19 protein-coding genes are annotated in these 25,276 nt (G+C 55.1%); 7 read left to right on the top strand and 12 right to left on the bottom strand.

What is annotated here, in order from left to right; translation table 11 throughout:
- Positions 1-46 precede the first annotated feature (46 nt).
- On the top strand, positions 47-961 hold the full coding sequence (locus tag ACLJRU_RS07190; protein WP_000235955.1) for an Rpn family recombination-promoting nuclease/putative transposase: 915 nt from the start codon (positions 47-49) through the stop codon (positions 959-961).
- A gap of 35 nt (positions 962-996) precedes the next feature.
- On the opposite strand, the gene bioH is transcribed toward ACLJRU_RS07190, so the two are convergent.
- Positions 997-1,767, bottom strand: coding sequence for a pimeloyl-ACP methyl ester esterase BioH (gene bioH / locus ACLJRU_RS07185; protein ID WP_000998145.1), 771 nt, complete (start codon positions 1,765-1,767; stop codon positions 997-999).
- Positions 1,768-1,804: 37 nt separating this feature from the next.
- Between bioH and gntX the strand changes: the two genes are divergently transcribed.
- From gntX to gntT, 3 genes are all read left to right on the top strand, one after another.
- The gene (gene gntX, locus ACLJRU_RS07180) at positions 1,805-2,488 is read left to right on the top strand and encodes a DNA utilization protein GntX (RefSeq protein WP_000958742.1); all 684 of its coding nucleotides are present in this window, start codon (positions 1,805-1,807) and stop codon (positions 2,486-2,488) included.
- A 58-nt stretch (positions 2,489-2,546) separates the two neighbouring features.
- A complete protein-coding gene (gene nfuA, locus ACLJRU_RS07175; protein WP_000619387.1) occupies positions 2,547-3,122 on the top strand; it encodes a Fe-S biogenesis protein NfuA in 576 nt (191 codons plus the stop codon).
- A 376-nt stretch (positions 3,123-3,498) separates the two neighbouring features.
- Positions 3,499-4,815 carry a gluconate transporter gene (gene gntT, locus ACLJRU_RS07170; RefSeq protein WP_001131737.1) on the top strand — a complete coding sequence of 439 codons (1,317 nt, stop codon included), beginning with the start codon at positions 3,499-3,501 and terminating at the stop codon, positions 4,813-4,815.
- Between the two features lie 118 nt (positions 4,816-4,933).
- Here gntT and malQ read toward each other — a convergent pair whose 3' ends face one another.
- Positions 4,934-7,012 (bottom strand): 4-alpha-glucanotransferase, encoded by a 2,079-nt coding sequence (malQ, locus tag ACLJRU_RS07165; RefSeq protein ID WP_001541023.1) that lies wholly within the window; start codon positions 7,010-7,012, stop codon positions 4,934-4,936.
- 9 nt (positions 7,013-7,021) lie between these two features.
- Entirely contained in the window at positions 7,022-9,415 is a 2,394-nt protein-coding gene (gene malP, locus ACLJRU_RS07160) for a maltodextrin phosphorylase (RefSeq protein WP_001541024.1), read from the bottom strand.
- Between the two features lie 593 nt (positions 9,416-10,008).
- Here malP and malT point away from each other — a divergent pair.
- Positions 10,009-12,714 carry an HTH-type transcriptional regulator MalT gene (malT, locus tag ACLJRU_RS07155; protein ID WP_001541025.1) on the top strand — a complete coding sequence of 902 codons (2,706 nt, stop codon included), beginning with the start codon at positions 10,009-10,011 and terminating at the stop codon, positions 12,712-12,714.
- A gap of 141 nt (positions 12,715-12,855) precedes the next feature.
- On the opposite strand, the gene ACLJRU_RS07150 is transcribed toward malT, so the two are convergent.
- The 4 genes from ACLJRU_RS07150 to ACLJRU_RS07135 all read right to left on the bottom strand — a co-directional run bounded on the left by ACLJRU_RS07150 (position 12,856) and on the right by ACLJRU_RS07135 (position 17,565).
- Complete coding sequence (locus ACLJRU_RS07150; protein WP_000220926.1) at positions 12,856-13,416, bottom strand: hypothetical protein; 561 nt, start codon at positions 13,414-13,416, stop codon at positions 12,856-12,858.
- Positions 13,413-14,447, bottom strand: a complete 1,035-nt coding sequence (rtcA, locus tag ACLJRU_RS07145; protein ID WP_023235341.1) for an RNA 3'-terminal phosphate cyclase — start codon at positions 14,445-14,447, stop codon at positions 13,413-13,415. The genes ACLJRU_RS07150 and rtcA overlap by 4 nt, the downstream gene beginning before the upstream one ends.
- Positions 14,448-14,450: 3 nt before the next feature.
- Entirely contained in the window at positions 14,451-15,665 is a 1,215-nt protein-coding gene (gene rtcB, locus ACLJRU_RS07140) for an RNA-splicing ligase RtcB (RefSeq protein ID WP_001105530.1), read from the bottom strand.
- Positions 15,666-16,011: 346 nt separating this feature from the next.
- A complete protein-coding gene (locus tag ACLJRU_RS07135) occupies positions 16,012-17,565 on the bottom strand; it encodes a vWA domain-containing protein (protein ID WP_023235342.1) in 1,554 nt (517 codons plus the stop codon).
- 189 nt (positions 17,566-17,754) lie between these two features.
- On the opposite strand from ACLJRU_RS07135, the gene rtcR reads away from it, so the two are divergent.
- Positions 17,755-19,338: an RNA repair transcriptional activator RtcR gene (gene rtcR / locus ACLJRU_RS07130; RefSeq protein ID WP_001232871.1), complete on the top strand. Its 1,584-nt coding sequence runs from the start codon at positions 17,755-17,757 to the stop codon at positions 19,336-19,338.
- Here rtcR and ACLJRU_RS07125 read toward each other — a convergent pair.
- The 3 genes from ACLJRU_RS07125 to glpE form a co-directional block, all read right to left on the bottom strand.
- Positions 19,335-20,093 carry a DeoR/GlpR family transcriptional regulator gene (locus ACLJRU_RS07125; RefSeq protein ID WP_001541029.1) on the bottom strand — a complete coding sequence of 253 codons (759 nt, stop codon included), beginning with the start codon at positions 20,091-20,093 and terminating at the stop codon, positions 19,335-19,337. The two genes, rtcR and ACLJRU_RS07125, sit on opposite strands and share 4 nt — an antisense overlap.
- Positions 20,094-20,186: 93 nt before the next feature.
- Positions 20,187-21,017 carry a rhomboid family intramembrane serine protease GlpG gene (gene glpG, locus ACLJRU_RS07120; RefSeq protein WP_001541030.1) on the bottom strand — a complete coding sequence of 277 codons (831 nt, stop codon included), beginning with the start codon at positions 21,015-21,017 and terminating at the stop codon, positions 20,187-20,189.
- Between the two features lie 75 nt (positions 21,018-21,092).
- Positions 21,093-21,419 carry a thiosulfate sulfurtransferase GlpE gene (gene glpE, locus ACLJRU_RS07115; RefSeq protein ID WP_038394050.1) on the bottom strand — a complete coding sequence of 109 codons (327 nt, stop codon included), beginning with the start codon at positions 21,417-21,419 and terminating at the stop codon, positions 21,093-21,095.
- A 198-nt stretch (positions 21,420-21,617) separates the two neighbouring features.
- Between glpE and glpD the strand changes: the two genes are divergently transcribed.
- Positions 21,618-23,126, top strand: coding sequence for a glycerol-3-phosphate dehydrogenase (gene glpD, locus ACLJRU_RS07110; protein ID WP_001541031.1), 1,509 nt, complete (start codon positions 21,618-21,620; stop codon positions 23,124-23,126).
- A gap of 46 nt (positions 23,127-23,172) precedes the next feature.
- Here the strand turns inward: glpD and ACLJRU_RS07105 are convergent, their stop codons facing one another.
- Both ACLJRU_RS07105 and ACLJRU_RS07100 read right to left on the bottom strand, forming a co-directional pair.
- Positions 23,173-23,718 (bottom strand): hypothetical protein, encoded by a 546-nt coding sequence (locus tag ACLJRU_RS07105; RefSeq protein WP_001541032.1) that lies wholly within the window; start codon positions 23,716-23,718, stop codon positions 23,173-23,175.
- A gap of 9 nt (positions 23,719-23,727) precedes the next feature.
- Positions 23,728-25,224, bottom strand: a complete 1,497-nt coding sequence (locus tag ACLJRU_RS07100; protein ID WP_000786183.1) for a PstS family phosphate ABC transporter substrate-binding protein — start codon at positions 25,222-25,224, stop codon at positions 23,728-23,730.
- Positions 25,225-25,276 lie beyond the last annotated feature (52 nt).

Genomic DNA, 25,276 nt, shown 5'->3' with positions numbered 1-25,276 from the left:
CTGCGCGTAGTGTCACGCCATTGAACTTCACCGATGACGGATCGATATGGCGACCTCAACAACATCCACGCCGCATGACGCGGTATTCAAACAGTTTTTATGCCACCCCGATACTGCACGGGATTTTTTGGAAATCCATCTCCCGACGACATTACGTCAAATCTGTAATCTGAATACGTTACGGCTGGAGTCCGGTAGCTTTATTGAAGAGGATTTACGCCCCCATTATTCCGATATTCTTTGGTCGCTGGAAACAAGTGAAGGTGAAGGTTACATTTACGTGGTTATTGAACATCAGAGTACGCCGGACGCGCATATGGCATTTCGGCTGATGCGTTACGCAATGGCTGCAATGCAACGGCACCTGGAGGCCGGGCATAAGACGTTGCCGTTAGTGGTGCCAATGCTGTTTTATCACGGAAACCGCAGCCCGTATCCGTTCTCATTATGCTGGCTGGATGAATTTGCCGACCCGGTGATGGCGCGTAAGCTATACGCCACCGCCTTTCCTCTGGTCGATATTACGGTCGTGCCGGACGACGAGATTATGCGACACCGACGGGTCGCGCTGCTGGAACTCATACAAAAACACATCCGCCAGCGCGATCTGATGGGGCTTGTCGAACAGCTGGTCGCCCTGCTGGTTAAGGGATACGCTAATGACACCCAGCTTCAAAGTTTGTTTAATTACATGATGCACACTGGCGACGCCGCGCGCTTCAATACGTTTATCCGCCAGGTGGCTATGCGTATCCCACAGCATAAGGAGAAGATCATGACTATCGCAGACAGATTACGTCAGGAAGGACATCGTAACGGGTTACAGCAAGGCAAGCAGGAAGGCCAACGGCTCGCCGCATTGCGCATTGCCCGCTCCATGCTAAACGATGGTTTCGATCGCGATACCGTGCTTAGGGTTACCGGGCTGGCGCCTGCCGATCTGGCGTCTGAAAGTCATTAATCTTGCAGAATGGTCCAGGCCCGGCAACGCCCTGGTTACAGCGATGATTTTAGCGTCATCAGCGCCTGACAAAACGCCGCCGGATGCGAGATAAACGGCGCATGGGCCGCCTTCGCCATTATCTGTGATGTACTGTGCGGCCATAACGTATCGAGCAAAGGCGCGATTTTACGCGGCACCAGACCGTCCAGATAACCATACAAACGCAAAAACGGCATGTTCACATTTTTAAGCGCTTCTCGTAGATCGACCGTTTTTAAGATTTCCAGTCCGCCATTGAGCACCTCTACATCCGGCATAGGCTGCGCCAGCACTACGCTTTTTAAGGTGCGGGCATCCTGACGCGCCGTCTCCGTCCCTAACGTTTGCAGCGCCAGAAAACGCTCCACCGTGCGCTGAAAATCGTCGCTAAGCTGCTGCTGGAATCCGCCGAGGATTTCTGGTTTTATTCCCGGCCACCCCTCACGCGCGCTAAAGCATGGCGAAGAGGCGACAGTCACCAGCGCCTGGACGCGTTCAGGGTGGGTGAGCGCCATCTGACTCGCCACCAGGCCGCCCAGGCTCCAGCCAAGCCAGATAGCCTGGTCCGGCGCGTTTTTCGCTACCTGCGCCGTCATCTCTTCAAGCGTCATGGCGCCAAACCCCGAGCTGCGACCATAGCCCGGCAAGTCGACCAGATGCAGCGTAAAATGCGAGCCGAGTTCCTCGCGAATGCAATGCCATACCTCCGCGTTCAATCCCCATCCGTGCAGCAGCACAAGATGACAATTTCCCTCGCCGTAGGTCTGCCACCAGATGTCATTCATCAGTTACTGTTCTCTTTTGTCTAACAAGGATGCACCTATGCTAACAGTACCGGGATTATGCTGGCTATGCCGAATGCCGCTGGCGTTAAGCCACTGGGGGATTTGTTCCGTATGCGCGCGCGCCGTCCGCCAGCGCGTCAGCGTGTGTCCGCAATGTGGATTACCCGCCAGGCATCCTTCGCTCCCCTGCGGTCGCTGCCTGCAAAAACCGCCGCCCTGGCAGCGTCTGGTGAGCGTCAGTAACTATACGCCGCCCTTGAGTTTACTGGTGCATCAGCTTAAATTTACCCGCCGTAACGAAATTGCCGCCGCTCTGGCGCGTCTACTGTTGCAGGAAGTCCTCATGGCGCGCCGCAGCACTGGCTTGCAGCTTCCCGACAGAATCGTCAGCGTTCCGCTCTGGTCGCGCCGACACTGGCGGCGGGGATTTAACCAAAGCGATCTGTTATGCCAACCGTTAGCGCACTGGCTGGGCTGCGCGTGGGACAGCCAGACCATCACGCGGGTACGGGCGACCGCAACACAACATCATCTCAGCGCCAGGTTACGGAAACGCAATTTGAAAAACGCGTTTCGCCTTGAATTGCCGGTACAGGGTCTCCATATGGTTATTGTGGATGATGTCGTCACTACCGGAAGTACCGTCGCGGAAATCGCGCAACTACTTTTGCGCAACGGCGCAGCGACTGTCCAGGTATGGTGCCTGTGTCGAACCTTGTAGAGCCTCGATGATGGGCGTATTATAACCAACTAAAATAGTCAACTATTAGGCCATTACTATGATCCGTATTTCCGATGCTGCACAAGCGCACTTTGCCAAACTGCTGGCAAATCAGGAAGAAGGGACGCAAATCCGCGTATTTGTCATTAATCCCGGTACTCCTAACGCAGAGTGCGGCGTTTCTTATTGTCCGCCCGACGCCGTAGAAGCCACCGATACTGCACTGAAATTTGACCTGTTGACCGCTTATGTCGACGAGCTGAGCGCGCCCTATCTGGAAGACGCGGAAATTGATTTCGTGACCGACCAGCTAGGTTCTCAACTCACATTGAAAGCGCCAAACGCGAAGATGCGCAAAGTGGCCGATGACGCGCCGCTGATGGAGCGCGTGGAATATGCTCTGCAATCGCAGATTAACCCGCAGTTGGCGGGCCACGGCGGTCGCGTCTCGCTGATGGAAATTACCGATGAAGGCTATGCAATTCTGCAGTTTGGCGGCGGTTGTAACGGTTGCTCGATGGTTGACGTCACGCTGAAAGAAGGGATCGAAAAACAGTTGCTGAATGAATTCCCGGAGCTGAAAGGGGTTCGCGATCTGACCGAACACCAGCGCGGCGAGCACTCCTACTACTAAGATTTTCCCCGCATCCATGCCCGATGGCGCTTGCGCCTGTCGGGCCTTATCTGCCCCACCGTAGGCCGAATAAGGCGTCTACGCCGCCATCCTGCGCCATCAGCCACATCTCAGAACGATGGTCCTTCTTCTTTCGCCGATAACATGACCTGTGTCTCATAATTTAAATTTTGCCTGCCAGGGTCATTTTCAACACCCACATGTTACCCGTATCATTCTTATGGGCACCTAACATCCATATAACATCTGACTACGCTCATTCGTTTCAACGGTAATCAGTATTGGTGCTATTGCGACTCTGCTCCCGTCGGGAACAACAGGAATTTGTCGTCGAAACAATGACGTTACCCATAACAAAGCAAAGGCCAGGTAAATCATGCCATTAGTCATCGTTGCTATCGGTGTTATCTTGTTACTTCTTCTGATGATCCGCTTCAAAATGAACGGATTTATCGCCCTTGTCCTGGTAGCGCTCGCTGTCGGGTTGATGCAGGGAATGCCGCTGGATAAAGTCATCGGCTCCATCAAAGCCGGTGTCGGCGGTACGCTTGGCAGTCTGGCCCTGATTATGGGGTTCGGCGCCATGCTGGGCAAAATGCTTGCCGACTGCGGCGGCGCTCAACGTATCGCCACTACCCTGATCGCGAAATTTGGTAAAAAGCATATTCAGTGGGCCGTAGTGTTAACCGGCTTTACCGTCGGCTTCGCTCTGTTCTATGAAGTGGGCTTCGTTCTGATGCTGCCGCTGGTATTCACCATTGCCGCAGCGGCGAATATCCCGTTACTGTACGTCGGCGTGCCGATGGCCGCGGCGCTTTCCGTCACACACGGCTTCCTGCCGCCGCACCCGGGCCCAACCGCAATCGCCACGATTTTCCATGCCGATATGGGTAAGACGCTGCTGTTTGGTACGATTCTGGCAATCCCGACCGTGATCCTTGCCGGACCGGTTTACGCCCGTTTCCTGAAAGGTATCGATAAGCCGATCCCGGAAGGCCTGTACAGCGCGAAAACTTTTACGGAAGAAGAGATGCCGGGCTTTGGCGTCAGCGTCTGGACGTCGCTGGTTCCGGTTATTCTGATGGCGATGCGTGCGATTGCCGAGATGATTCTGCCAAAAGGCCACGCTTTCCTGCCCGTTGCCGAGTTCCTGGGCGACCCGGTAATGGCTACGTTAATTGCCGTACTGATTGCGATGTTCACCTTTGGCCTGAACCGCGGGCGTTCAATGGATCAGATTAACGATACGCTGGTCTCTTCCATCAAAATTATCGCCATGATGCTGCTGATCATCGGCGGCGGCGGCGCGTTCAAGCAGGTGCTGGTCGATAGCGGCGTGGATAAATACATCGCTTCAATGATGCATGAAACCAATGTCTCTCCGCTGTTAATGGCGTGGTCTATCGCGGCGGTGCTGCGTATCGCGCTGGGCTCCGCGACTGTCGCGGCGATTACCGCAGGCGGCATTGCGGCGCCGCTGATCGCCACTACCGGCGTTAGCCCTGAACTGATGGTTATCGCAGTCGGTTCCGGGAGCGTGATTTTCTCTCACGTCAACGACCCGGGCTTCTGGCTGTTCAAAGAGTATTTCAATTTGACTATCGGCGAGACCATTAAATCCTGGTCGATGCTGGAAACGATCATCTCCGTCTGCGGCCTGATCGGCTGTCTGCTGTTGGGTATGGTGGTTTAAGCGAGACAGCTTGTAGGCCGGATAAGGCAGCAATGTGCGCCAGGATTGCCTGATGGCGCTGCGCTTATCAGACCTACGTGCTCTCACCATAATAAAGCCGGGGAAATCCCCGGCTTTATTACTTCTTCTTCGCGGCCGCTTTTCGGCGCTTATCCAAATCCTTAATCAGCTTGTTTACGCCCTCATCGGCAAACATCTGCTCCAGCGTGGCGGTGAGCTTCCGCCGCCAGTTTTTATACTGATCGCTGGTGCCCGGTACGTTAACCGGATCGGCCATATCCAGCCAGTCCTCCGGCTGAAGCCCCAATAGACCGCTGTTACTGTCGGCGATATAGCGCTGAAGTCCGCGATTTAGCGTTGGCGTCATCGACATTAACGATGCCTTATGCCCGGCGCGTTTTGGCAGACAGCCATATTTATGCAGCGCGTCCAATAGCCCCTGTTTCGCCCGCTCGCGATCCTCATACAGCCCGCGCAGAATCACTTCATCCGGATAAAGCCCCAGAGCTTTACCCAACGTCAGGTCACCACATTCCCAATAGCCGCGCAGCGTGGGGAGATCGTGCGTCGAGGCGACAGCCATCGATTGTTGCGGATACGCGCCTGGCGCGCGGAAGTTTTTCTCAAGGTCATTTTCAAACCACAGCACTTTATAAGAATAGACCCCGCTATCGCGCAGCTTGCCGACAATCTCAACTGGCACCGTCCCCAGATCTTCGCCTATCACCATACAACGGTGACGTTGGCTCTCCAGCGCCAGAATAGAAAGCAAATCATCTACCGGATAATGGACGTAAGCCCCCTGATCCGCTGTTTCGCCATACGGTATCCACCACAGACGCAGCAACGACATGACATGGTCAATGCGCAACGCGCCGCAGTTTTGCATATTGGCGCGCAGCAGGTCGATAAAGGGCTCATACGCCCGGGCGACAATGATATGCGGGTCCATTGGCGGCAACCCCCAGTTCTGACCGAGCGGGCCGAGGATATCCGGCGGCGCGCCGACAGATGCTTTCAGGCAGTACAGCTCCCGGTCGCACCAGGTTTCCGCGCCGCCTTCCGCTACGCCAACCGCCAGATCGCGGTACAGACCAATCGGTAGTTTAAAACTCTGGCAGGTATCCCAGCAGGCGGCGAATTGGCGCCAGGCCAGCCACTGAAGCCAGAGGTAAAACTCCACCTCTTCGCGGTGCGCTTCACAGAATTGTTTTACCGCGGGAGACTCTACCGACTGGTACGCCTCCGGCCAGGCTGGCCAGCCCCAGCGCTGCTCATCCTCTTTTACCTGATACGCATGCAGCGCGTCGAATGCCGCCTGCCAGTAAAGGCTCTCGCCTTCGCGGGCGATAAAGTGACGAAACTCCGCCATTTGCGCATCGTCGCGAGCGGCAAACCGCGTCCACGCCATCCGCAGCGCCGTGATTTTCAGCGCGGTAACGGTAGCGTAATCCACCCATTGCGCATCGCGCGCCTGTCGCAGCTTTTGCTGTGTGGCGGGCATTTGCCACCATGCCTGCGCCTCTTCGCTCAGGCGGAAATCTTCGACGGCGTTGACGTCGATATATATCACGTTCAGCCAGCGACGAGACGAGGGGCTGTAGGGACTGGCGCTCTCCGGATTCGCCGGATAAAGCGCGTGGATCGGATTCAGGCCGATAAACGCGCCGCCGCGTGTCGCCACGTCGACCAGCATCGACCTCAAATCGCCGAAATCGCCAATACCCCAGTTTTTTTCTGAACGCAGAGTATAAAGCTGGACGCAGGCCCCCCACAGTTTTTTCCCTTCCAGCAGCGCCTGCGGCTCATAGCATCGCGGCGGAGCGACGATAATACGGCAGTGCGTACGCTGTTCATCCTGGGTCAACGTCAGGGTGTGGTAGCCCTCCGGCAACGTAGCCGGCAGGTTAAGTTTTTTACCGCCCGTCACGCGCCCTTTGTAATGCTCGCCCTCTTCCGTAGTCAGCAGCCAGGAAAACTCACCGCGCCCCTCTACCGGCAACGCCATTTTTTTACCCGCGGTATAAACCTTCACATTCGGCACGACCGCCTGTGGTCCTGTTGTCGTGCCGTGCATCGCCGCCAGCAAACGTCTCTTGGTTTCAGCGCCAATAGACTGCGGTTTGCCATGAGCATTGATGTAACTGGGACTGATCCCCGCCGCCAGCGCGGCACTATCGAGACGTTTATTTTCCATCGCGCTCCCTTAGCGTTTTGCCTGCCAGATACGGGCCTGATAATCGCGAATAGAGCGATCGGAACTGAACATACCGCAGCGCGCGGTATTGAGGAGCGCGGCGCGCGTCCACGCTTCCTGGTCACGATACAGCGCATCCACCTGCTTTTGCGCCTCGACATAAGCGGCGAAGTCCGCCATGACCAGGTACGGATCGCCCCCCTGTTTGCCGAGGCTATGCAGCATCTGGTCAAAGGCATGTTTATCGCCATCGCTGTATTGACCGCTTTCCAGCTCTTTTAGCACCGCATCCAGCACTTTGTCTTTTTTACGCCATTTCACCGGATCGTAGCCTTTGGCTTTGAGCGCCTTGACCTCTTCCACAGTATGGCCAAAGATAAAGATATTCTCTTCACCCACCTTCTCAGCGATTTCAACGTTAGCGCCGTCCAGCGTTCCCACAGTCAACGCCCCGTTCAGTGCCAGTTTCATGTTGCCGGTGCCGGACGCCTCTTTCCCGGCAGTAGAAATTTGCTCGGAAATATCCGCCGCCGGAATGAGCATTTCCGCCGCCGAGACGCAGTAATCCGGCAGGAAAACCACCTTCAGCTTATCACCCACCGCCGGGTCGTTATTAATGGCCTCCGCAACCTTATTGATAGCAAAAATGATGTTCTTCGCCAGGTAATAGCCCGGCGCCGCCTTCGCGCCAAACAGGAATACGCGCGGTACGCGGTCAGCCTGCGGGTTTTCGCGGATCTCTTTGTACAGCGCCAGAATGTGCAGTAGGTTCAGGTGCTGACGTTTGTACTCGTGCAGACGTTTGATTTGAATATCAAAAATCGCGTTGCTTGAAATCTCAATCCCGGTACGGGCCTTGATGAATTTCACCAGCCGCTCTTTGTTCGCCCGCTTGATGTCGCGATACTGCTGACGGAACTTCGCATCGTCAGCGTATTTTTCGAGGTTGATCAACTGGTCGAGATCGTTAGCCCACTCTTTTTTCAGCGTTTTATCCAGCAACGCCGCAAGCTGCGGATTACACTGTTTGATCCAGCGACGCGGTGTAATGCCGTTGGTGACATTGTGGAATTTGTTCGGCCAAAGCTGGTGATATTCCGGGAACAGATCTTTCACCACCAGATCGGAGTGCAGCGCCGCCACGCCGTTGACCGCAAAGCCGCTGACCACGCACATATTGGCCATACGTACCTGACGGTCATGCACCACCGCCAGTTTTGCCCATACCTGCTTATCGCCAGGCCAGGTGTTATCGACCAGCGTCTTAAAGCGATCGTTAATCTGCTTGATAATCTGCATATGACGCGGCAACAGCGCTTTGATTAACCTCTCATCCCAGCACTCCAGCGCTTCTGGCATCAGGGTGTGGTTGGTGTAGGCGAAGGTTTTGCTGGTGATAGCCCAGGCGTCATCCCAGCTCAGCTGGTGCTCGTCAATCAGCACGCGCAGCAGTTCCGGAATGGCGATGGTCGGGTGAGTATCGTTCAACTGAATGACCTCGTAATCCGCCAGCTCATGCAGTTTGCGTCCGGCCAGATGATGGCGACGCAGAATATCCGCTACCGAGCAGGCGCACTGGAAGTATTGCTGCATCAGACGCAGTTTTTTACCCGCCGTGTGGTTATCGTTGGGATAAAGCACCTTCGTCAGTTTTTCCGCATCGATACCCTGCTGTTCCGCCCGCAGGAAAGCGCCGTCGTTGAATTTGGTCAGATCAAACGGATGCGCGTGGGTCGCCTGCCACAAACGCAGCGGTTGCGCGACGCCGTTACGATAGCCTAACACAGGCAGATCCCAGGCCTGGCCTGTAATCACAAAACCGGGTTCCCAGCGCCCTTCTTTGGTGACTTTACCGCCGATCCCAACCTGGACGTCCAGCGCCTCGTTGTGGCGGAACCACGGATAGCTGCCGCGATGCCAGTCATCAGGCGCCTCCATCTGCTTGCCTTCAACAAATGACTGACGGAACAGCCCATACTGGTAGTTCAGACCATAGCCCGTAGCGGACTGCCCGACGGTGGCCATCGAATCGAGGAAGCAGGCGGCCAGACGTCCCAGACCACCGTTGCCGAGCGCCGGATCGACTTCCTCTTCCAGCAGATCGGTCAGATTAATATCGTGCGCTTTCAGCACATCGCTAACGTCCTGGTACCACCCCAGATTTAACAGGTTATTTCCCGTCAGGCGGCCAATCAAAAATTCCATCGAAATGTAGTTCACATGACGCTGGCCTTTCGTCGGCTGCGCTACCGGTTGCGCGCTCAGTAATTCCGCCAGCGCGCCGCTAACGGCCTGCCACCACTGACGAGGCGTCATGTCAGACGCCGACAGTAAACCGAAACGCTGCCACTGACGCGTCAGGGCGGCCTGGAATTGATCTTTATTGAAGGTTGGCTGTGACATAGGAAATCCGTCCTCGGGTAATAAAACAACGTTATCGCTAGTTTGCCAGGCTCGATGTTGACCTTCCTCCTCCCGGCAATGATTAGGGAGGGAGGAGGAGCGGGGATGAGCATAAAAGTGTGATCGCCGCCACTTACCCCTGTATAAACGCGCCGATTCCTGTCAACGACACCCAGTGTTACGCATAATCAAATGAATAAACAGAAATAACAGTAAATCGCGAAGGGGTATTTTCGAAAGATTATATGAACGCCGAAATAGTTTCTTACCTGAAATATTCAGCGGCGGGAGATTCACTAACTAAACATAATTAATTAAACGCCTGGTATCGCCATTGTGTTAAATCCGGATGATGTCCAGGACATTATTTACAATAACGGAAATATGACCTCAGCCCAGCTCTGACGCTCGTTTCAACCGCGCCGAATACTTTTTTAATACCGTTATTTAGAATTGTGACAGAGTGCAAATTCAGACACATAAAAAGTCTGCTTAGCTTGCATTAAAATGCTTTCTGGCCGACCTTATATCTATTAATTACGAAGCGCAAAAAAATCGCAGTTCCCCCCATTTCCCACAGTGAAGTGATTGCTATGTTGATTCCGTCTAAATTAAGTCGTCCGGTTCGTCTCGACCATACCGTGGTTCGTGAGCGGCTGTTGGCTAAACTTTCCGGCGCGAACAATTTCAGGCTCGCCCTGGTAACCAGTCCTGCTGGCTATGGGAAAACCACGCTTGTCTCACAGTGGGCGGCGGGCAAAAATGAATTAGGCTGGTACTCTCTCGACGAAGGCGATAACCAGCAAGAGCGATTCGCCAGTTACTTAATTGCCGCTATCCAACAGGCCACCGGCGGACACTGCTCTACCAGCGAAGCGATGGCGCAAAAACGTCAGTACGCCAGCCTGACGTCCCTCTTCGCACAGCTCTTTATTGAACTGGCGCAATGGCATCGCCCGCTTTATCTGGTGATTGACGACTACCATTTGATTACCAATCCGGTGATTCACGACGCGATGCGCTTTTTCTTACGGCATCAGCCGGAAAATTTCACCCTGGTGGTGTTATCGCGTAATTTGCCGCAACTGGGCATCGCTAATCTGCGCGTGCGCGATCAGCTGTTGGAAATCGGCAGCCAGCAGTTGGCTTTTAACCATCAGGAAGCAAAGCAATTTTTTGACCGTCGTCTTTCGTCGCCCATTGAAGCCGCTGAGAGCAGCCGCATGTGCGACGATGTGGCCGGTTGGGCCACTGCGCTACAGTTGATCGCCCTCTCCGCGCGCCAGAACCATACCTCTGCGCATCACTCCGCCCGCCGTCTTGCCGGGATTAATGCCAGCCACCTTTCTGATTATCTGGTGGACGAAGTACTGGATAACGTGGATGTCAGCACCCGACATTTTTTACTTAAAAGCGCGATCTTACGCTCAATGAATGACGCGTTGATTGTGCGCGTGACCGGCGAAGAAAACGGCCAGATGCGGCTGGAGGAGATTGAGCGCCAGGGGTTATTCCTGCAACGCATGGACGACACGGGCGAATGGTTCAGCTATCACCCGTCGTTTGGTAGCTTTCTGCGCCAGCGTTGCCAGTGGGAACTGGCGGCGGAACTGTCGGAGATCCACCGTGCGGCCGCGGAAAGCTGGATGGAACAAGGTTTTCCCAGCGAAGCTATACATCATGCGCTGGCGGCGGGTGACGCGCAAATGCTGCGCGATATCCTGCTTAACCATGCGTGGGGGCTGTTTAATCACAGTGAACTGGCGCTGCTGGAAGAGTCATTAAAAGCGCTGCCGTGGGAAAGCCTGCTGGAAAATCCGCGGCTGGTGTTGTTACAGGCCTGGCTGATGCAAAGCCAACACCGCTACAGCGAAGTGAATACGCTGCTGGCGCGCGCCGAGCAAGAGATCAAAGGGGTCATGGACGGCACGCTACATGCTGAATTTAACGCGCTGCGCGCCCAGGTCGCCATCAACGACGGCAATCCGGAAGAGGCAGAGCGGCTGGCGAAACTGGCGCTGGATGAGCTTCCTCTCGCCTGGTTTTATAGCCGTATTGTCGCGACCTCCGTTCACGGCGAAGTGCTGCACTGTAAAGGCGATCTCAGCCAGTCTTTATCGCTGATGCAGCAAACCGAACAAATGGCGCGCCATCATGACGTCTGGCATTACGCGCTGTGGAGCTTAATTCAACAAAGCGAAATTCAGTTCGCCCAGGGATTCCTGCAGGCCGCATGGGAAACGCAGGAGAGAGCCTTCCAGTTGATCAAAGAGCAACATCTGGAACAACTGCCGATGCATGAGTTTCTGGTACGTATCCGCGCGCAATTGCTGTGGGCGTGGGCGCGCCTTGACGAAGCGGAGGCCTCGGCGCGCAGCGGTATCGCTGTGCTGTCCACCTTCCAGCCGCAACAACAGTTGCAGTGCCTGACGTTACTGGTGCAGTGCTCGCTGGCGCGCGGCGATCTGGATAATGCCCGTAGTCAGCTTAACCGACTGGAAAATTTATTAGGCAATGGCCGTTATCACTGCGACTGGATCTCTAACGCCGATAAGGTGCGTGTCATTTACTGGCAGTTAACCGGCGACAAAAAATCCGCCGCCAACTGGTTACGTCATACTCCCAAACCGGCGTTTGCCAATAACCATTTTCTGCAAGGGCAATGGCGGAATATCGCCCGCGCGCAGATCCTGCTGGGCGAATTCGAGCCTGCGGAAATCGTGCTGGAAGAGTTAAATGAGAATGCCCGTAGCCTGCGCTTAATGAGCGATTTAAACCGCAATCTGCTGTTACTCAATCAGCTTTACTGGCAATCCGGGCGGAAAAACGACGCCCAGCGCGTATTGCTTGATGCCTTACAGCTCGCCAACCGCACCGGATTTATCAGCCATTTTGTGATTGAAGGCGAAGCCATGGCGCAACAATTGCGTCAGCTTATCCAGCTCAATACGCTGCCGGAGATGGAGCAGCATCGCGCGCAGCGCATCCTGCGAGAGATTAACCAACATCACCGGCATAAATTCGCCCATTTTGACGAAGGCTTCGTCGAGCGCCTGCTTAACCATCCGGATGTCCCGGAGCTTATTCGCACCAGCCCGCTCACCCAGCGTGAATGGCAGGTGTTAGGGCTTATCTATTCCGGTTACAGCAACGAACAGATTGCCGGCGAACTGGCGGTGGCCGCGACCACCATTAAGACGCATATCCGCAACCTCTACCAGAAACTCGGCGTCGCGCACCGTCAGGACGCGGTACAGCACGCACAACAGTTGCTGAAGATGATGGGGTACGGGGTTTAACGTGTGCCTGATGGCGCTTCGCTTATCAGGCCTGTAGAGTCATTTTAAAACATATTGATATTGCTGGTTTTGTAGGCCGGGTAAGGCGTAGAGGCGTAGCCGCCATCCGGCATAAACGTAAATCCAGACGCTGAGTTGGCTTCAGGCCCGATGGCCGTCGCTCAGCCGCAGGTTAAATGGCGCCCATCCATCCGGCGGGTCCCACTCACCACTGCCATAAATAATACCCTCCCGGATATCGTGAATAATGACGCCATCAATACCACACGGTTCCGATCGCCAGATAATGCCGGAACTCACGTGGATAAGAAACGTATACTGAAAGGTTGTGACCAGGAAATTCTCGCTCAGCGAGGCCTTATGATCCCAAACATCGGGTATTGAATAAATATGGCCAACATAATCATCAAGAAACAGGCTCTTAACCTGATGTGAATCCGTATCAAATAAGTGAACGTGCTGACCGTATAATATCGCAATAGTCTTATCATTATTCATGATGCCGCTGAAGCACTGCTCAACGATCCAGCGCCCCTCTTCCAGCGCGACAAAAAGACACAGCACGATAACCGGCTCGCCGTCCTGACTCACCAGCACTCTTCGCCGCATCGTTGAAGGGCCGGAAAAGGGATTAACATCCCTCTCCGGGATGGCGTCAGCAACGCGTTGTTCAGTATCAAGGAAATCAGCGTGGTATGTCATGATCCGCTATCCTTTTTACTTACCATAACCTGCACCATCCCCCTCGCCTCCTCCAGGTTGAACGTTACCGGCAAAAACCGTTCCACCACCGCAATATTGGTAAGCAAGTGAGCGGAAGCCCGTGCCACGGTAAACGCGCCTTCGCCCGCCAGCGCCAGCGGTAAAATCAGCTGGTCGGCCAGATGCTCTCCCACCGCCGCCGGGCTTGCGAGATAGCGCCTCGCTTCATTCGCAACCTGATTAGCTACCGCTTCCGCGCTGGTGCCTTTAACGCCGAACGCGACGAACAGTTCGGTCAGTTGTTCGCTTTGAATCATCAGCGACAGCGCGTTGCCCGGCCCGCAGCCGCCTTCCAGCGCAACGACGTTTTTCTCCGCCTGCGGGAAGTGGGCTTCCAGCGTTGCGACTTCACGTTCGCCAACGTGGTAAGGAACCGCCGCCAGCAAAGCTTCAGCGGTGGTGCGCAGCGTCTCGCCGCGCGATATCAGCGTTAGCCCGCGTAAAGACGTTGCCGGTTCGACGACCGTCGCCGCCGCGCCGCCGCCTGCCGGATAAAAGCCGTGTTTTATCAGCGTGGTACGCTGGCTGATGCCCATCCTCGCCAACAGCGGCTCCCAGACGCGGCAAATAAAATCGGCGCTGGGCGCGGCCTGATTATGCGTCCCGCCGTGAACCTCCACGCGGGATGAACCATCGGCAAACCACAGCGCGGGCAGGACGGTTTGCAGCACCAGCATACAACTGCCCGCGCTGCCAATCGCGAAACGGTACTCGCCGCCGCGAATCGGCCCCGGCGTAAAACGCAACTGTTGCGAGCCCAGCTCGTCGCCGTTCACCTGCGCGCCGCAGATTTCCGTTGCCGCTCGCACCGCCGTTAAATGCTGGCGTAGCAGCCCCGGTTTAGCGCGCCCGGCGCGGATGCCGCTCATTTCAAACGGCTGGCCGGTTATCATTGATAAACTCAGCGCCGAGCGCAAAATCTGCCCGCCGCCCTCTCCCTGTGCGCCATCCAGCGCGATGATCCTTGCCATTTTCTATCCTTTAACGCACACCACCTGCCGCAGGGCGTACATGATTTCCACCAGGTCAGACTGCGCCGCCATCACCGCATCAATATCTTTATACGCCATTGGGATCTCGTCGATCACGTCCGCATCTTTACGGCATTCGACATGCGCGGTGGCGCGAATCTGATCGTCAACGCTAAACAGTTTCTTCGCTTTCGTTCGGCTCATCACACGTCCGGCGCCGTGGCTGCACGAACAGAACGACTCTTCGTTACCCAGCCCGCGCACGATAAAGCTTTTCGCCCCCATCGAACCGGGAATGATACCGAACTCACCGCGCCGCGCCGAAACAGCCCCTTTACGCGTCACATAGATCTCTTCGCCAAAGTGCTGCTCTTTTTGCACATAGTTATGGTGGCAGTTGATCTCGTCCATATCGAGGGCGATCGGTTTTTCCACGCAGCGCTGGAGCGCCGCCAGCGCGTTTTCCATCATCGCCTCGCGGTTCAGGCTGGCGAATTGCTGCGCCCAGTGTACCGCTTTCAGGTAATCATCAAAATATTCGCTTCCTTCATTAAAATACGCCAGATCGCGGGACGGCAGCGTTTCTAACTGCTCCTGCATTTCTTGCTGCGCCAGGCCGATAAAATAGGTGCCGATGGCGTTACCGATCCCGCGCGAACCGGAGTGCAGCATGATCCATACCCGATCGGTTTCATCCAGACAGATCTCAATAAAGTGGTTACCGGTTCCCAACGTTCCCAGGTGCTTATAGCTATTGGTATTCAAAAAGCGCGGATATTTTTGCGTTAACCACTGATATCCCGCTTCCAGCTGCGCCCATTTTTCATCAACGTTGGCGGGCGGGTTTCCCCATGCGCCCACATCGCGACGCCCGCGTCCGGTGGTACGCCCGTGAGGCACAGCGGCCTCTATGGCGCTACGCAGCTCCGCCAGATTTTCCGGCAGATCGGCCGCCGTTAAGCTGGTACGCAGCGCGTTCATTCCACAACCGATATCCACGCCCACCGCCGCCGGAATAATCGCCCCTTTCGTCGGGATCACGCTACCGATGGTCGATCCTTTCCCCAAATGCACATCCGGCATAACGGCAATATGTTTGAAAATAAACGGCATTTTCGCCGTATTGATCAGCTGCTGACGGGCATCGTCTTCTACCGGTACGCCTTTGGTCCACATTTTTACCGGTGCGTTCTGGGTGGTCATCAATTCGTAATTCATCATTTTTTCTCGTTTTAATCATTAGGGTGGCGACAAGTTTATGTGAATACACCGCTCTACCATTGAGCTACAGAGCCGGGCTCTGACGGGTCTCGAACCCGCAACAAATGTAGATCCACAGGCATTCGCCAAAATAGGGTGGCACGACAAGTTAAGGTGAATCACCCGCTCTACCGTTGAGCTACAGGGCTAAGCCCCGGCAGGGTTCGAACCTGCGTCTGGCCATACAAGGTGTAGATCCACCAGCATTCGTGCCTTCAGCGTTGCGCGACAAATTCATAGCCGGGATGATACGCATCGGGAAAGATGTAATCCCGGCCAGCATTCGCGCCGCGCTGAATACTCTTTACAGCGTCACGGCTTCAATCTCTTCCAGCCAGTGCGCGCTGCCATAGCGACCGTTAACAAAGTTATCTATCACCGTAAACACCTCGTCGCTGAAGCCGCCGACGTTCAAAATATCGCTTCGTTCCGCCGCCTGGGTGGTACCGTAAGGCAGCAGATCGATACACACCAGGCGCGCCTGCGGGTTGCGCTTTTTCAGTTCGATCCAGCACTCCATGGTGGCCGTTGAGCCATGGCGCGACTTATCAACCCACGATTCGTTATCCGACACCATAATCACCAGATCCACCCGCGCCCGCTCGTTCAACAACCTACGCAGCGGCGCGGAGCAGTTGGTGCCGCCGCCGCCAACCGCCGCCAGCTTTTGCGCGTTGTGCATAACCGACTGGCGCGCATCAAGCTGCACGTCGACCACATCGCATTCAAACGGCAGCACGCGGGCCTGCGGATGATTACGCAGCACGGCGGCGGCGATCAGCCCGGCAACGTCCACGCAGCGGATCTTACTGGTCGCCCCCTTGCGATAGCCGGTTATCGACGACTTCATCGACCCCGACACGTCCGGGCAGACCACCACGTTGCCGCGAAACGGCGGAATGTTCTCCAGCGCGTACTCCATCGCCTGCACTAAAGCCTCGCGAATAACCTGCGGCACGCTGCTTTGCAGATTGCTCCACGCCGACAACAGCTGATAAGGATAGACCCAGGACTGGCGCACCTGCGCCCTGTCCGCCAGCCGCTGCGCCACGCTGGCGGCAAGCGTTGCATTCTCAAACACGTCATGACGCGCCAGCGTATTCAAATTCATCCGCAACGTTTGCCAACTCATCCGCTGCGCCAGTTGTGCCCACTGTTCGCGACTCAGCGGCGCGTTGGTCAGCAGTAAAAACGGCACATCGGGTAAGGCCGCGCCCATGTCGCCTTCACGAAACGCCAGCAGCGCGCGCGTTTTTTCCGGCAGTTGCGTCTTATCGCACGGCTTACCAATCAGCCAGGCGAAGAAGGCTTCCTGCCACGCCGCTTGCGGCCGTGGGTGCACCATTTTGACGATATCCGCCAGCGACGGCGCATTGCCCACCGATGCCTGCAATAAACGCTCTTCGCTGGCGTTCTGTAACCAACGCTGCACCAGCTTCTTTGGCCGCGTCCCCAGCGAGCGCCGCCCGGTCACGCCGCTGCGCAAAATTTGCACAAAGTTACGCAGCATCCGACCATTGTTGATCACCCGCGCAAATACTACCGGCAGCAGCGCCGAACCACGCGCCGCCAGAATGGCGGTCAACAGCGCGGGCATATCCTTCATCATCCCGCGTTCGCGGCCATAAATCGCCAGTTGCGCTAAAAACAGATCGTCGAGATCTTTCGCCGTCGCCAGAACATCATTTAGCTGCGCCTGGCCGCTGGCATAAAAAGTCTCGTTCATGCAGCCGGTCATCACCATTTGCGCCAGTTTATGGCGCGGGGTGAAGGCAAAGGCCGCTGCGCCTTGCTGATTGCTGGCGTTGGCCAGCGGCACGTCCCTTAACAGCGAACGGAACAAAAGTGGATTAGCCATTTGTTTTTCCCATTTCCGTTATTCTCCATGCCATGGTTATTGCAACCAGCGTGCCAGAAAATAAATTATTTTTTAATCTATTGATTTTTAATTGATTTATTTCTTTAGCGTTCAAGTGAAAGAAAAATGCCTGCACGGTAGTCATTAAAAAGCGATAAAATTATCTCGTCTTTTAGAAGGAAATCTAAGATGCGAAAAACGGTGGCCTTTGGTTTTGTCGGTACGGTACTCGACTATGCAGGACGCGGCAGTCAACGTTGGGAAAAATGGCGCCCTACTTTGTGTCTGTGCCAGCAGGAGACGCTGGTCGTTCACCGCCTGGAACTGCTGTACGATGCCCGCTCTCGCTCTCTGTTTGAAGGATTAAAGAAGGATATCGCCAGCGTCTCGCCGGAAACGGAAGTCGTCGGCGTAGAAATCGCGATCCGCAACCCGTGGGACTTCGAAGAGGTTTACGCCTGCCTGCACGATTTCGCCCGCAGCCATACTTTTCATCCCGAAGATGAAGACTATCTGATTCACATCACCACCGGCACCCATGTCGCGCAGATCTGCTGGTTCCTGCTGGCGGAGGCGCGCTATCTTCCGGCGCGATTAGCGCAGACCTCGCCGCCGCGCAAAAAAGATAAACCGCATAGCACGGGCGACGTGACGATTATTGACCTCGACCTCAGCCGCTACAATGATATCGCCACCCGCTTCGCCCAAGAGCGGGAGGAGACGCTCAACTTCCTGAAGTCCGGCATTGCAACCCGCAACCCGTGTTTCAACCGGATGATTGAGCAAATTGAGCGCGTCGCGATACGCTCCCGTTCGCCAATCCTGCTCAATGGCCCGACCGGCGCGGGCAAGTCGTTTCTCGCCCGTCGCATCTATGAACTAAAACTGGCCCGCCACCAGTTCAGCGGCCCGTTTGTCGAAGTGAACTGCGCCACCCTGCGCGGCGACACGGCGATGTCGGCGCTGTTCGGCCACGTTAAGGGGGCGTTTACCGGCGCGAGAGAGGAGCGTGCAGGGCTGCTGCGCAGCGCCGACGGCGGCATGTTGTTTCTTGACGAAGTGGGAGAACTGGGCGCGGATGAACAGGCCATGTTGCTGAAAGCCATTGAAGAAAAACGCTTTTACCCTTTCGGCAGCGACCAGCAGGTCAGCAGCGATTTCCAGTTGATTGCCGGCACGGTGCGCGACCTGCGCCAGCGGGTGGCGGAGGGGACATTCCGCGAAGACCTGTACGCGCGTATTAATCTCTGGACCTTCGAACTACCGGGCCTGCGTCAGCGCCAGGAAGATATTGAGCCAAACCTTGACTACGAACTGGAACGCCACGCGGCGCTAACCGGCGACAGCGTGCGTTTTAATACCGAAGCGCGCCGCGCCTGGCTGAGCTTCGCCACCTCGCCGCAGGCCGCCTGGCGCGGTAACTTCCGCGAACTCTCCGCCAGCGTCACCCGCATGGCGACGCTGGCGGACAACGGGCGAATCACGGTCGAAACGGTAGACGATGAAATCGCGCGTTTGCGCTATAGCTGGAATGACCATCGCCCCTCCGCGCTCGACGGACTGCCGGGCATTGACGCAACGGCGCTGGATCTGTTTGACCGTATGCAACTGGAAAACGTCGTTGCGGTCTGCCGCCAGGCGAAAACCCTTTCCGACGCCGGGCGGCAGCTATTCAACGTTTCCCGTCAGGGGAAAGCCACGGTGAATGACGCTGACCGGCTGCGTAAGTACCTGGCGCGTTTTGGTCTGACGTGGGACGTTTTACAGAATTAACACAGCTCCAGTTGAATATGGTTCTCCGTCAACACCTGCATCACGCCCGGCGGCGGCAGGGTATCGGTGTAGACCGCATCGACCATACTAATGCTGCCCATGTTTACCATCGCGTTACGGCCAAATTTAGAGTGATCCACCACCAGCATCACGTGGCGCGAATTTTCGATAATCGCGCGCTTGGTGCGTACCTCATGGTAGTCAAATTCCAGCAATGAGCCGTCGCTATCAATACCGCTAATACCGAGAATGCCGAAATCGAGACGGAACTGAGCGATAAAGTCCTGCGTCGCTTCGCCAATAATGCCGCCGTCGCGGCTGCGGAGTTCGCCGCCGGCGAGGATAATACGAAAATCCTCTTTCGCCATTAGCGTGTTCGCTACGTTCAAATTGTTGGTCACGATCCGCAAATTACTGTGCCCTAACAGGGCGTGCGCTACGGCTTCCGGCGTCGTGCCGATATCAATAAACAGCGTTGAGCCATTGGGGATCTGGGCCGCGACTTTGCGAGCGATGCGCTCTTTTTCTTCCGTTTGCGTCGCCTTACGATCGTGCCACGGCATGTTCACCGAGCTGGAGGGCAACGCCGCGCCGCCGTGGTGGCGCAAAATCATATTCTGTTCCGCCAGATCGTTAAGATCCCGACGAATGGTTTGCGGGCTGACAGAAAAATGCTCCACCAGCTCTTCCGTACTGACGTACCCCTGTTTTTTCACCAGTTCAATGATCGCGTCATGCCGTTGTGTTTGTTTCATGAATAATCTCTGAAAGTAACCAACCTTGCGCCGGATAGCGGCATTCGCCCTACCCGGCCTGGAAAAATATCTCGACCACAGGCCGGATACGCCTCACGTTCGTTTTCGCGCATTCAGCGTATCAACAAAGGCCATTGCTAAACCGACGATAAGCCCGGCGATGTGCGCGCCGTTCGCCATAGACATGCCAAACCAGTCAAACCAACCAGCGACTATCCACAATAATGCAAAAATAATTAAGCCGCGCTGGAGGTAAATTCCGCTTTGCGGATCGCGCTCTCCGCGCAGCCACACGTACCCCATCAGCGCATAGACGACGCCGGACAGCCCGCCAAACCACGGGCCGCTAAATTTCTGCTGTACATAGCCGCTTAGCAGCGCGCTTACCACCGTAATGACGATTAATTTACCGCTGCCCAGGCGCTTCTCTACCGCCCCGCCGAGATACCACCACCACAGCAGGTTAAAAAGAATATGCATCAGTGAGAAGTGCATAAAGATATGGGTGAAGTAGCGCCAGACTTCAAATTTTAAAACCGGATCGAACGGCCACGCCAGCCACACCATCACCGTCTGATCGCCGATGAGACTCATCGCGATATAGACCAGCACGCAGGCGATCATCACGATCCAGGTAACAGGGCCGGCTCGTTCACGCAGCGTGGCGAGAAAGGGAAAACGGCGGTAGCGTAGCCCGCTGTTAGTCTGCCCGGACTGCCAGCTAGCCGCCAGATAACGCGGATCGCCGGGATTTTCTATAAACCGCGCCAGCTCGACCCGCACACGTTCGGCCTGCGATTCATCCGCCAGCCAGATATCGCTTTGATTATGTTGCTGAATAGTAAGAATGACGCCCTGGGTGGCCATGTAATCAACAAATGCCTGCGCCACGCGAGGATTCGCAAAGGAAGTAATCATCAACATTATTGCTGTCGCTTAGTCCATACAAAAGAAGACAGTATATATACCCTTCTCGTCGGAGGCTGCATCTTTATGGGATTACGCGCCATTCGCGACATCGGCAGGGAAACGGCGATGCCAGGCCTCAAACCCGCCGTCAATGCTGTAAACCGCATCATAGCCTTGCCGAAGCAGATACTGCGCGGCGCCTTTACTACTGTTGCCGTGATAGCACATTACCATCACCGCGGTATCGAAACCATGCTCACGCATAAACGCGCCCAGCGTATCGTTAGTCAAGTGAAACGCCTGCGGCGCATGACCCATGGCATAACTTTGCGGATCGCGAATATCGACCAGCACCGCCGCGCCCTGGTGCAGTTTCTGATACGCCTCTTCTACAGTGATACATTCAAATTGTTCCATGAATCGCTCTTTCATTATTGCCGGTGAAGCCAATTAAGGCATTTTATCGCCCAGTGTACGTTGACGGAGTAGCTTAGCGCCATAATGTTATACATATCACTCTAAAATGTTTTTTCGATGTTACCAATAGCGCGTTTCTTTGCTATTATGTTCGATAACGAACATTTTTGAACTTTAACGAAAGTGCAAGAGGGCAGCATGGAAACCAAAGATCTGATCGTGATAGGCGGGGGCATTAACGGTGCAGGCATCGCGGCTGATGCCGCCGGACGCGGTTTGTCCGTACTCATGCTGGAAGCGCAGGATTTGGCCTGCGCAACCTCTTCCGCCAGTTCGAAACTTATCCACGGCGGCTTACGCTACCTTGAGCACTACGAGTTCCGTCTGGTCAGCGAAGCGCTGGCAGAACGTGAAGTGCTGTTGAAAATGGCGCCGCACATCGCCTTCCCGATGCGTTTTCGTCTGCCGCACCGCCCGCATTTACGTCCAGCCTGGATGATCCGTATCGGTCTGTTTATGTACGATCACCTCGGCAAACGTACCAGTTTACCCAGTTCCACCGGTGTGCGGTTTGGCGCAGATTCGGTGCTCAAACCGGAAATCGTGCGCGGATTCGAATATTCCGACTGCTGGGTAGACGATGCGCGTCTGGTGCTGGCTAACGCACAGATGGTGGTGCGTAAAGGCGGCGAAGTCCTTACCCGTACTCGCGCAACCGCCGCTCGTCGGGAAAATGGCCTGTGGATTGTCGAAGCGGAAGATATCGACACCGGTAAAAAATATGTCTGGCAGGCGCGCGGACTGGTTAACGCCACCGGACCGTGGGTCAAACAGTTCTTCGACGAAGGGATGCACCTGCCGTCACCGTATGGCATCCGCCTGATCAAAGGCAGCCATATCGTCGTGCCGCGCGTCCATAATCAGAAGCAGGCGTATATTCTGCAAAACGAAGATAAGCGTATCGTCTTTGTCATTCCGTGGATGGAAGAGTTTTCGATCATTGGCACAACCGATGTCGAATATAAAGGCGATCCGAAAGCGGTAAAAATTGAAGAGAGCGAAATTAATTACCTGTTGAAGGTCTATAACGCGCACTTCCAGAAACAACTGGGGCGCGATGACATCGTCTGGACGTACTCCGGCGTCCGTCCGCTGTGCGATGATGAGTCCGACTCACCGCAGGCGATCACTCGCGATTATACCCTTGATATTCATGATGAAAACGGCAAAGCGCCGCTGCTTTCCGTGTTTGGCGGTAAGCTCACGACCTACCGTAAGCTGGCCGAACATGCGATGGAAAAACTGGCGTCTTATTATCCAGGCATCGGCCCGGCATGGACCAAAACGTGCGTACTGCCCGGCGGCGACATCGACGGCAGCCGCGAAGATTACGCGGCGAAGCTGCGTCGTCGTTACCCATTCCTGACGGAATCGCTGGCGCGCCACTATTCGCGCACTTACGGCAGCAACACGGAGTGGATTCTCGGCGAAGCCACGTCGCTGCTTGATTTAGGCGAAGATTTCGGTCATGAGTTTTACGAGGCGGAACTCAAGTACCTGGTGGATCACGAATGGGTGCGCCGTACTGAAGACGCTATCTGGCGTCGCACCAAAGAAGGCATGTGGCTGACCGCCGAACAGCAGTCCCGCATCACCCAGTGGCTGGCGGCGTATGTTGAGAAACACCAACTTTCAATGGCGTCGTAATAAAATCCGGGGCGGTTTATACCGCCCTTTTCGCCACATACCGCATTCACTCGCCGGGTTTTGTACAGCCGGGCATATGATTAGTGATACGGTAGCGATCGACACTTATTTGGGTAATAAAGAAGGGTTTTGCCCGCGCTTCGCTATTCCAGAGAGTTTTCCCCGTTTTACACCAGCTTTTATGAGTAAAGTTGGCATAATGAACCACGCACTCCTCCCCCGGCACGCTTTCAAAATGCGCGCGTTTATCACCGTCGGCCACGCTAAAGTCAGCATAAAAAAGATTGCTGTCCAGGTTAAACGTCATTTCTATTTCACTGGCGGACGATGGAAAGAACACAGGTAGCCAGGTCCAGATACCGGACTGCTCGGGTATGGCGGCATAATCAGGAAAATAGCTTACCTGGCGATCATCGCAGGCGGTCAGCACAGCGACGATGATTAATGCCGCACCACACCGGAGGACCTGATTAATCAGCTCAGCAACAATATCTTTATGCCACGAAGTGGATTCACGCCGTGCAATACGAATATCAGCGCCGCTGGCCGGGTCTACGCCTACCCGTTCCACATATAATTTAACATCTTCCATTTAGTCCCTTTATTTCGCGGCCGGATACAGAGGCACATATCCCACATCCTGCACCAACTGTTGTCCCTGCGGGCTTAGAAACCAGTCCACCAGCTTTTGTGTTTCCGCTGTGGGGTGCTCACGGGTGACCATATAAACATCAACCGTGTACGGGTAACTGCCGTTACGAATATTTTCAACCGTCGGGGCAACATCGTTTATCGCCAGTAATTTAATCTCTTTATTGCTGTGCATCTGCGTAGCGTAATAACGAAAGGTATAGCCAATGGCGTTGTGCGTATTGCGATACTCAGCCACGATATCCACCATTTCCCCCATTGCGGTTGCCACTGATGTTGTTTGCGCTGGCATCAGCTTCGTTTCTTTCATTACCTTCGCCAGCATCGCCGTTTGGCTGCCAGAGTTTTCCGGTCGCTGCCAGGGCTTAATGTCGATTGCCTCTCCGCCTACCTCATTCCAGTGGGTGATTCTTCCGCTAAAAATGCCGCGAATTTGTACATCACTCAACGATGACACGGGATTGTTTTGGTTGACGATAAACACAAACGCTTCACGTGCAAAGGGGGTGTAAACCAGTTTTACGCCACTGGCCTCGGCCAATTGCTTTTGAGCAGTGGAAGGCTGGGCGACAAAAATAAGATCGGCATTGCCGTTAAGGATATTTTGATAGGCTTCAATGGTTCCCTGGTTTTCAAGGTAGTCTTCAGGGCAGATATCATCCGGAAAGCGCGTAAGCGCATAAAAAGCCGAGGCGTATAACGGCAAGCCAGCCGTTGCGCCATCGAGCCGCGGCCAATTTTGGGTGAGCAAAAGTGTCGGCTCATCGCGCAGCCCGGTTAGTTTGTTGCCCCATGTGTGCGCCTGATAATCGCGGAAATAAAGATATTCACTGCTCTCGGGAGCGGGATACTTCACGGCATAAAGATGTGACTGGTATACGGCACAGCTCCCGAAAAACAGCAGGCAAATCACCAGCAGATTACGACAAGAGTAGCCCGCACCGCCGCGTAGCACTCCCCAACGCGCACCGCCATACCCTAATGCAAAACAGAGCTGCGAGCCAACCGGGATGAGCAACACTGCCCATACCCAGCCGTTGAAAAAGGATATTACGCTGGGTACTAACCAAAGCGTTTGCACCACCTGGGCGATGGGTTTACGCCCTATCGCGCGAATATTAAGATCGGTGAGAAACATCAGGATGACCCACCCCATCAGCACCACCAGAGCGGGCATAAGCAGGCAGCAATCACGCCATTCTGGATTTACCTCTGATGCATTTCCCTTTCCCCATATTCGGCCACAGAGAAAAATTAACCCCGCGCCCAGAAGCGCTACCGGGATAATGGTCGCCTCCTCAATAGATCGCGCGACGGGGATACTATTTTCAAGAACGCTAATGCACGCCCACATTCCCCCCACGATAATCGTAATAATGTTCACCAGCAGCGGCACGCCGATAAACGCCATTATGATTGACAAAAAAAGCCACTTAGCATTTTTCATTTTTCTATCCGCTAATCCCTGCGATAGCGGAAGTATAAACCCGGTAGTCCTG

This window comes from Salmonella sp. SAL00653 (assembly GCF_046552515.1).
Taxonomy (GTDB): Bacteria; Pseudomonadota; Gammaproteobacteria; order Enterobacterales; family Enterobacteriaceae; genus Salmonella; species Salmonella enterica.
This window is presented reverse-complemented; position numbering and strand designations above follow the sequence as displayed.

What these genes read in the sequence shown, in the direction of transcription:
- ACLJRU_RS07190 (WP_000235955.1), top strand. Translation starts at nt 47, where the DNA reads ATGGCGACCTCAACAACATCCACGCCGCATGACGCGGTATTCAAACAG.
- bioH (WP_000998145.1), bottom strand. Translation starts at nt 1,767, where the DNA reads ATGAATGACATCTGGTGGCAGACCTACGGCGAGGGAAATTGTCATCTT.
- gntX (WP_000958742.1), top strand. Translation starts at nt 1,805, where the DNA reads ATGCTAACAGTACCGGGATTATGCTGGCTATGCCGAATGCCGCTGGCG.
- nfuA (WP_000619387.1), top strand. Translation starts at nt 2,547, where the DNA reads ATGATCCGTATTTCCGATGCTGCACAAGCGCACTTTGCCAAACTGCTG.
- gntT (WP_001131737.1), top strand. Translation starts at nt 3,499, where the DNA reads ATGCCATTAGTCATCGTTGCTATCGGTGTTATCTTGTTACTTCTTCTG.
- malQ (WP_001541023.1), bottom strand. Translation starts at nt 7,012, where the DNA reads ATGGAAAATAAACGTCTCGATAGTGCCGCGCTGGCGGCGGGGATCAGT.
- malP (WP_001541024.1), bottom strand. Translation starts at nt 9,415, where the DNA reads ATGTCACAGCCAACCTTCAATAAAGATCAATTCCAGGCCGCCCTGACG.
- malT (WP_001541025.1), top strand. Translation starts at nt 10,009, where the DNA reads ATGTTGATTCCGTCTAAATTAAGTCGTCCGGTTCGTCTCGACCATACC.
- ACLJRU_RS07150 (WP_000220926.1), bottom strand. Translation starts at nt 13,416, where the DNA reads ATGACATACCACGCTGATTTCCTTGATACTGAACAACGCGTTGCTGAC.
- rtcA (WP_023235341.1), bottom strand. Translation starts at nt 14,447, where the DNA reads ATGGCAAGGATCATCGCGCTGGATGGCGCACAGGGAGAGGGCGGCGGG.
- rtcB (WP_001105530.1), bottom strand. Translation starts at nt 15,665, where the DNA reads ATGAATTACGAATTGATGACCACCCAGAACGCACCGGTAAAAATGTGG.
- ACLJRU_RS07135 (WP_023235342.1), bottom strand. Translation starts at nt 17,565, where the DNA reads ATGGCTAATCCACTTTTGTTCCGTTCGCTGTTAAGGGACGTGCCGCTG.
- rtcR (WP_001232871.1), top strand. Translation starts at nt 17,755, where the DNA reads ATGCGAAAAACGGTGGCCTTTGGTTTTGTCGGTACGGTACTCGACTAT.
- ACLJRU_RS07125 (WP_001541029.1), bottom strand. Translation starts at nt 20,093, where the DNA reads ATGAAACAAACACAACGGCATGACGCGATCATTGAACTGGTGAAAAAA.
- glpG (WP_001541030.1), bottom strand. Translation starts at nt 21,017, where the DNA reads ATGTTGATGATTACTTCCTTTGCGAATCCTCGCGTGGCGCAGGCATTT.
- glpE (WP_038394050.1), bottom strand. Translation starts at nt 21,419, where the DNA reads ATGGAACAATTTGAATGTATCACTGTAGAAGAGGCGTATCAGAAACTG.
- glpD (WP_001541031.1), top strand. Translation starts at nt 21,618, where the DNA reads ATGGAAACCAAAGATCTGATCGTGATAGGCGGGGGCATTAACGGTGCA.
- ACLJRU_RS07105 (WP_001541032.1), bottom strand. Translation starts at nt 23,718, where the DNA reads ATGGAAGATGTTAAATTATATGTGGAACGGGTAGGCGTAGACCCGGCC.
- ACLJRU_RS07100 (WP_000786183.1), bottom strand. Translation starts at nt 25,224, where the DNA reads ATGAAAAATGCTAAGTGGCTTTTTTTGTCAATCATAATGGCGTTTATC.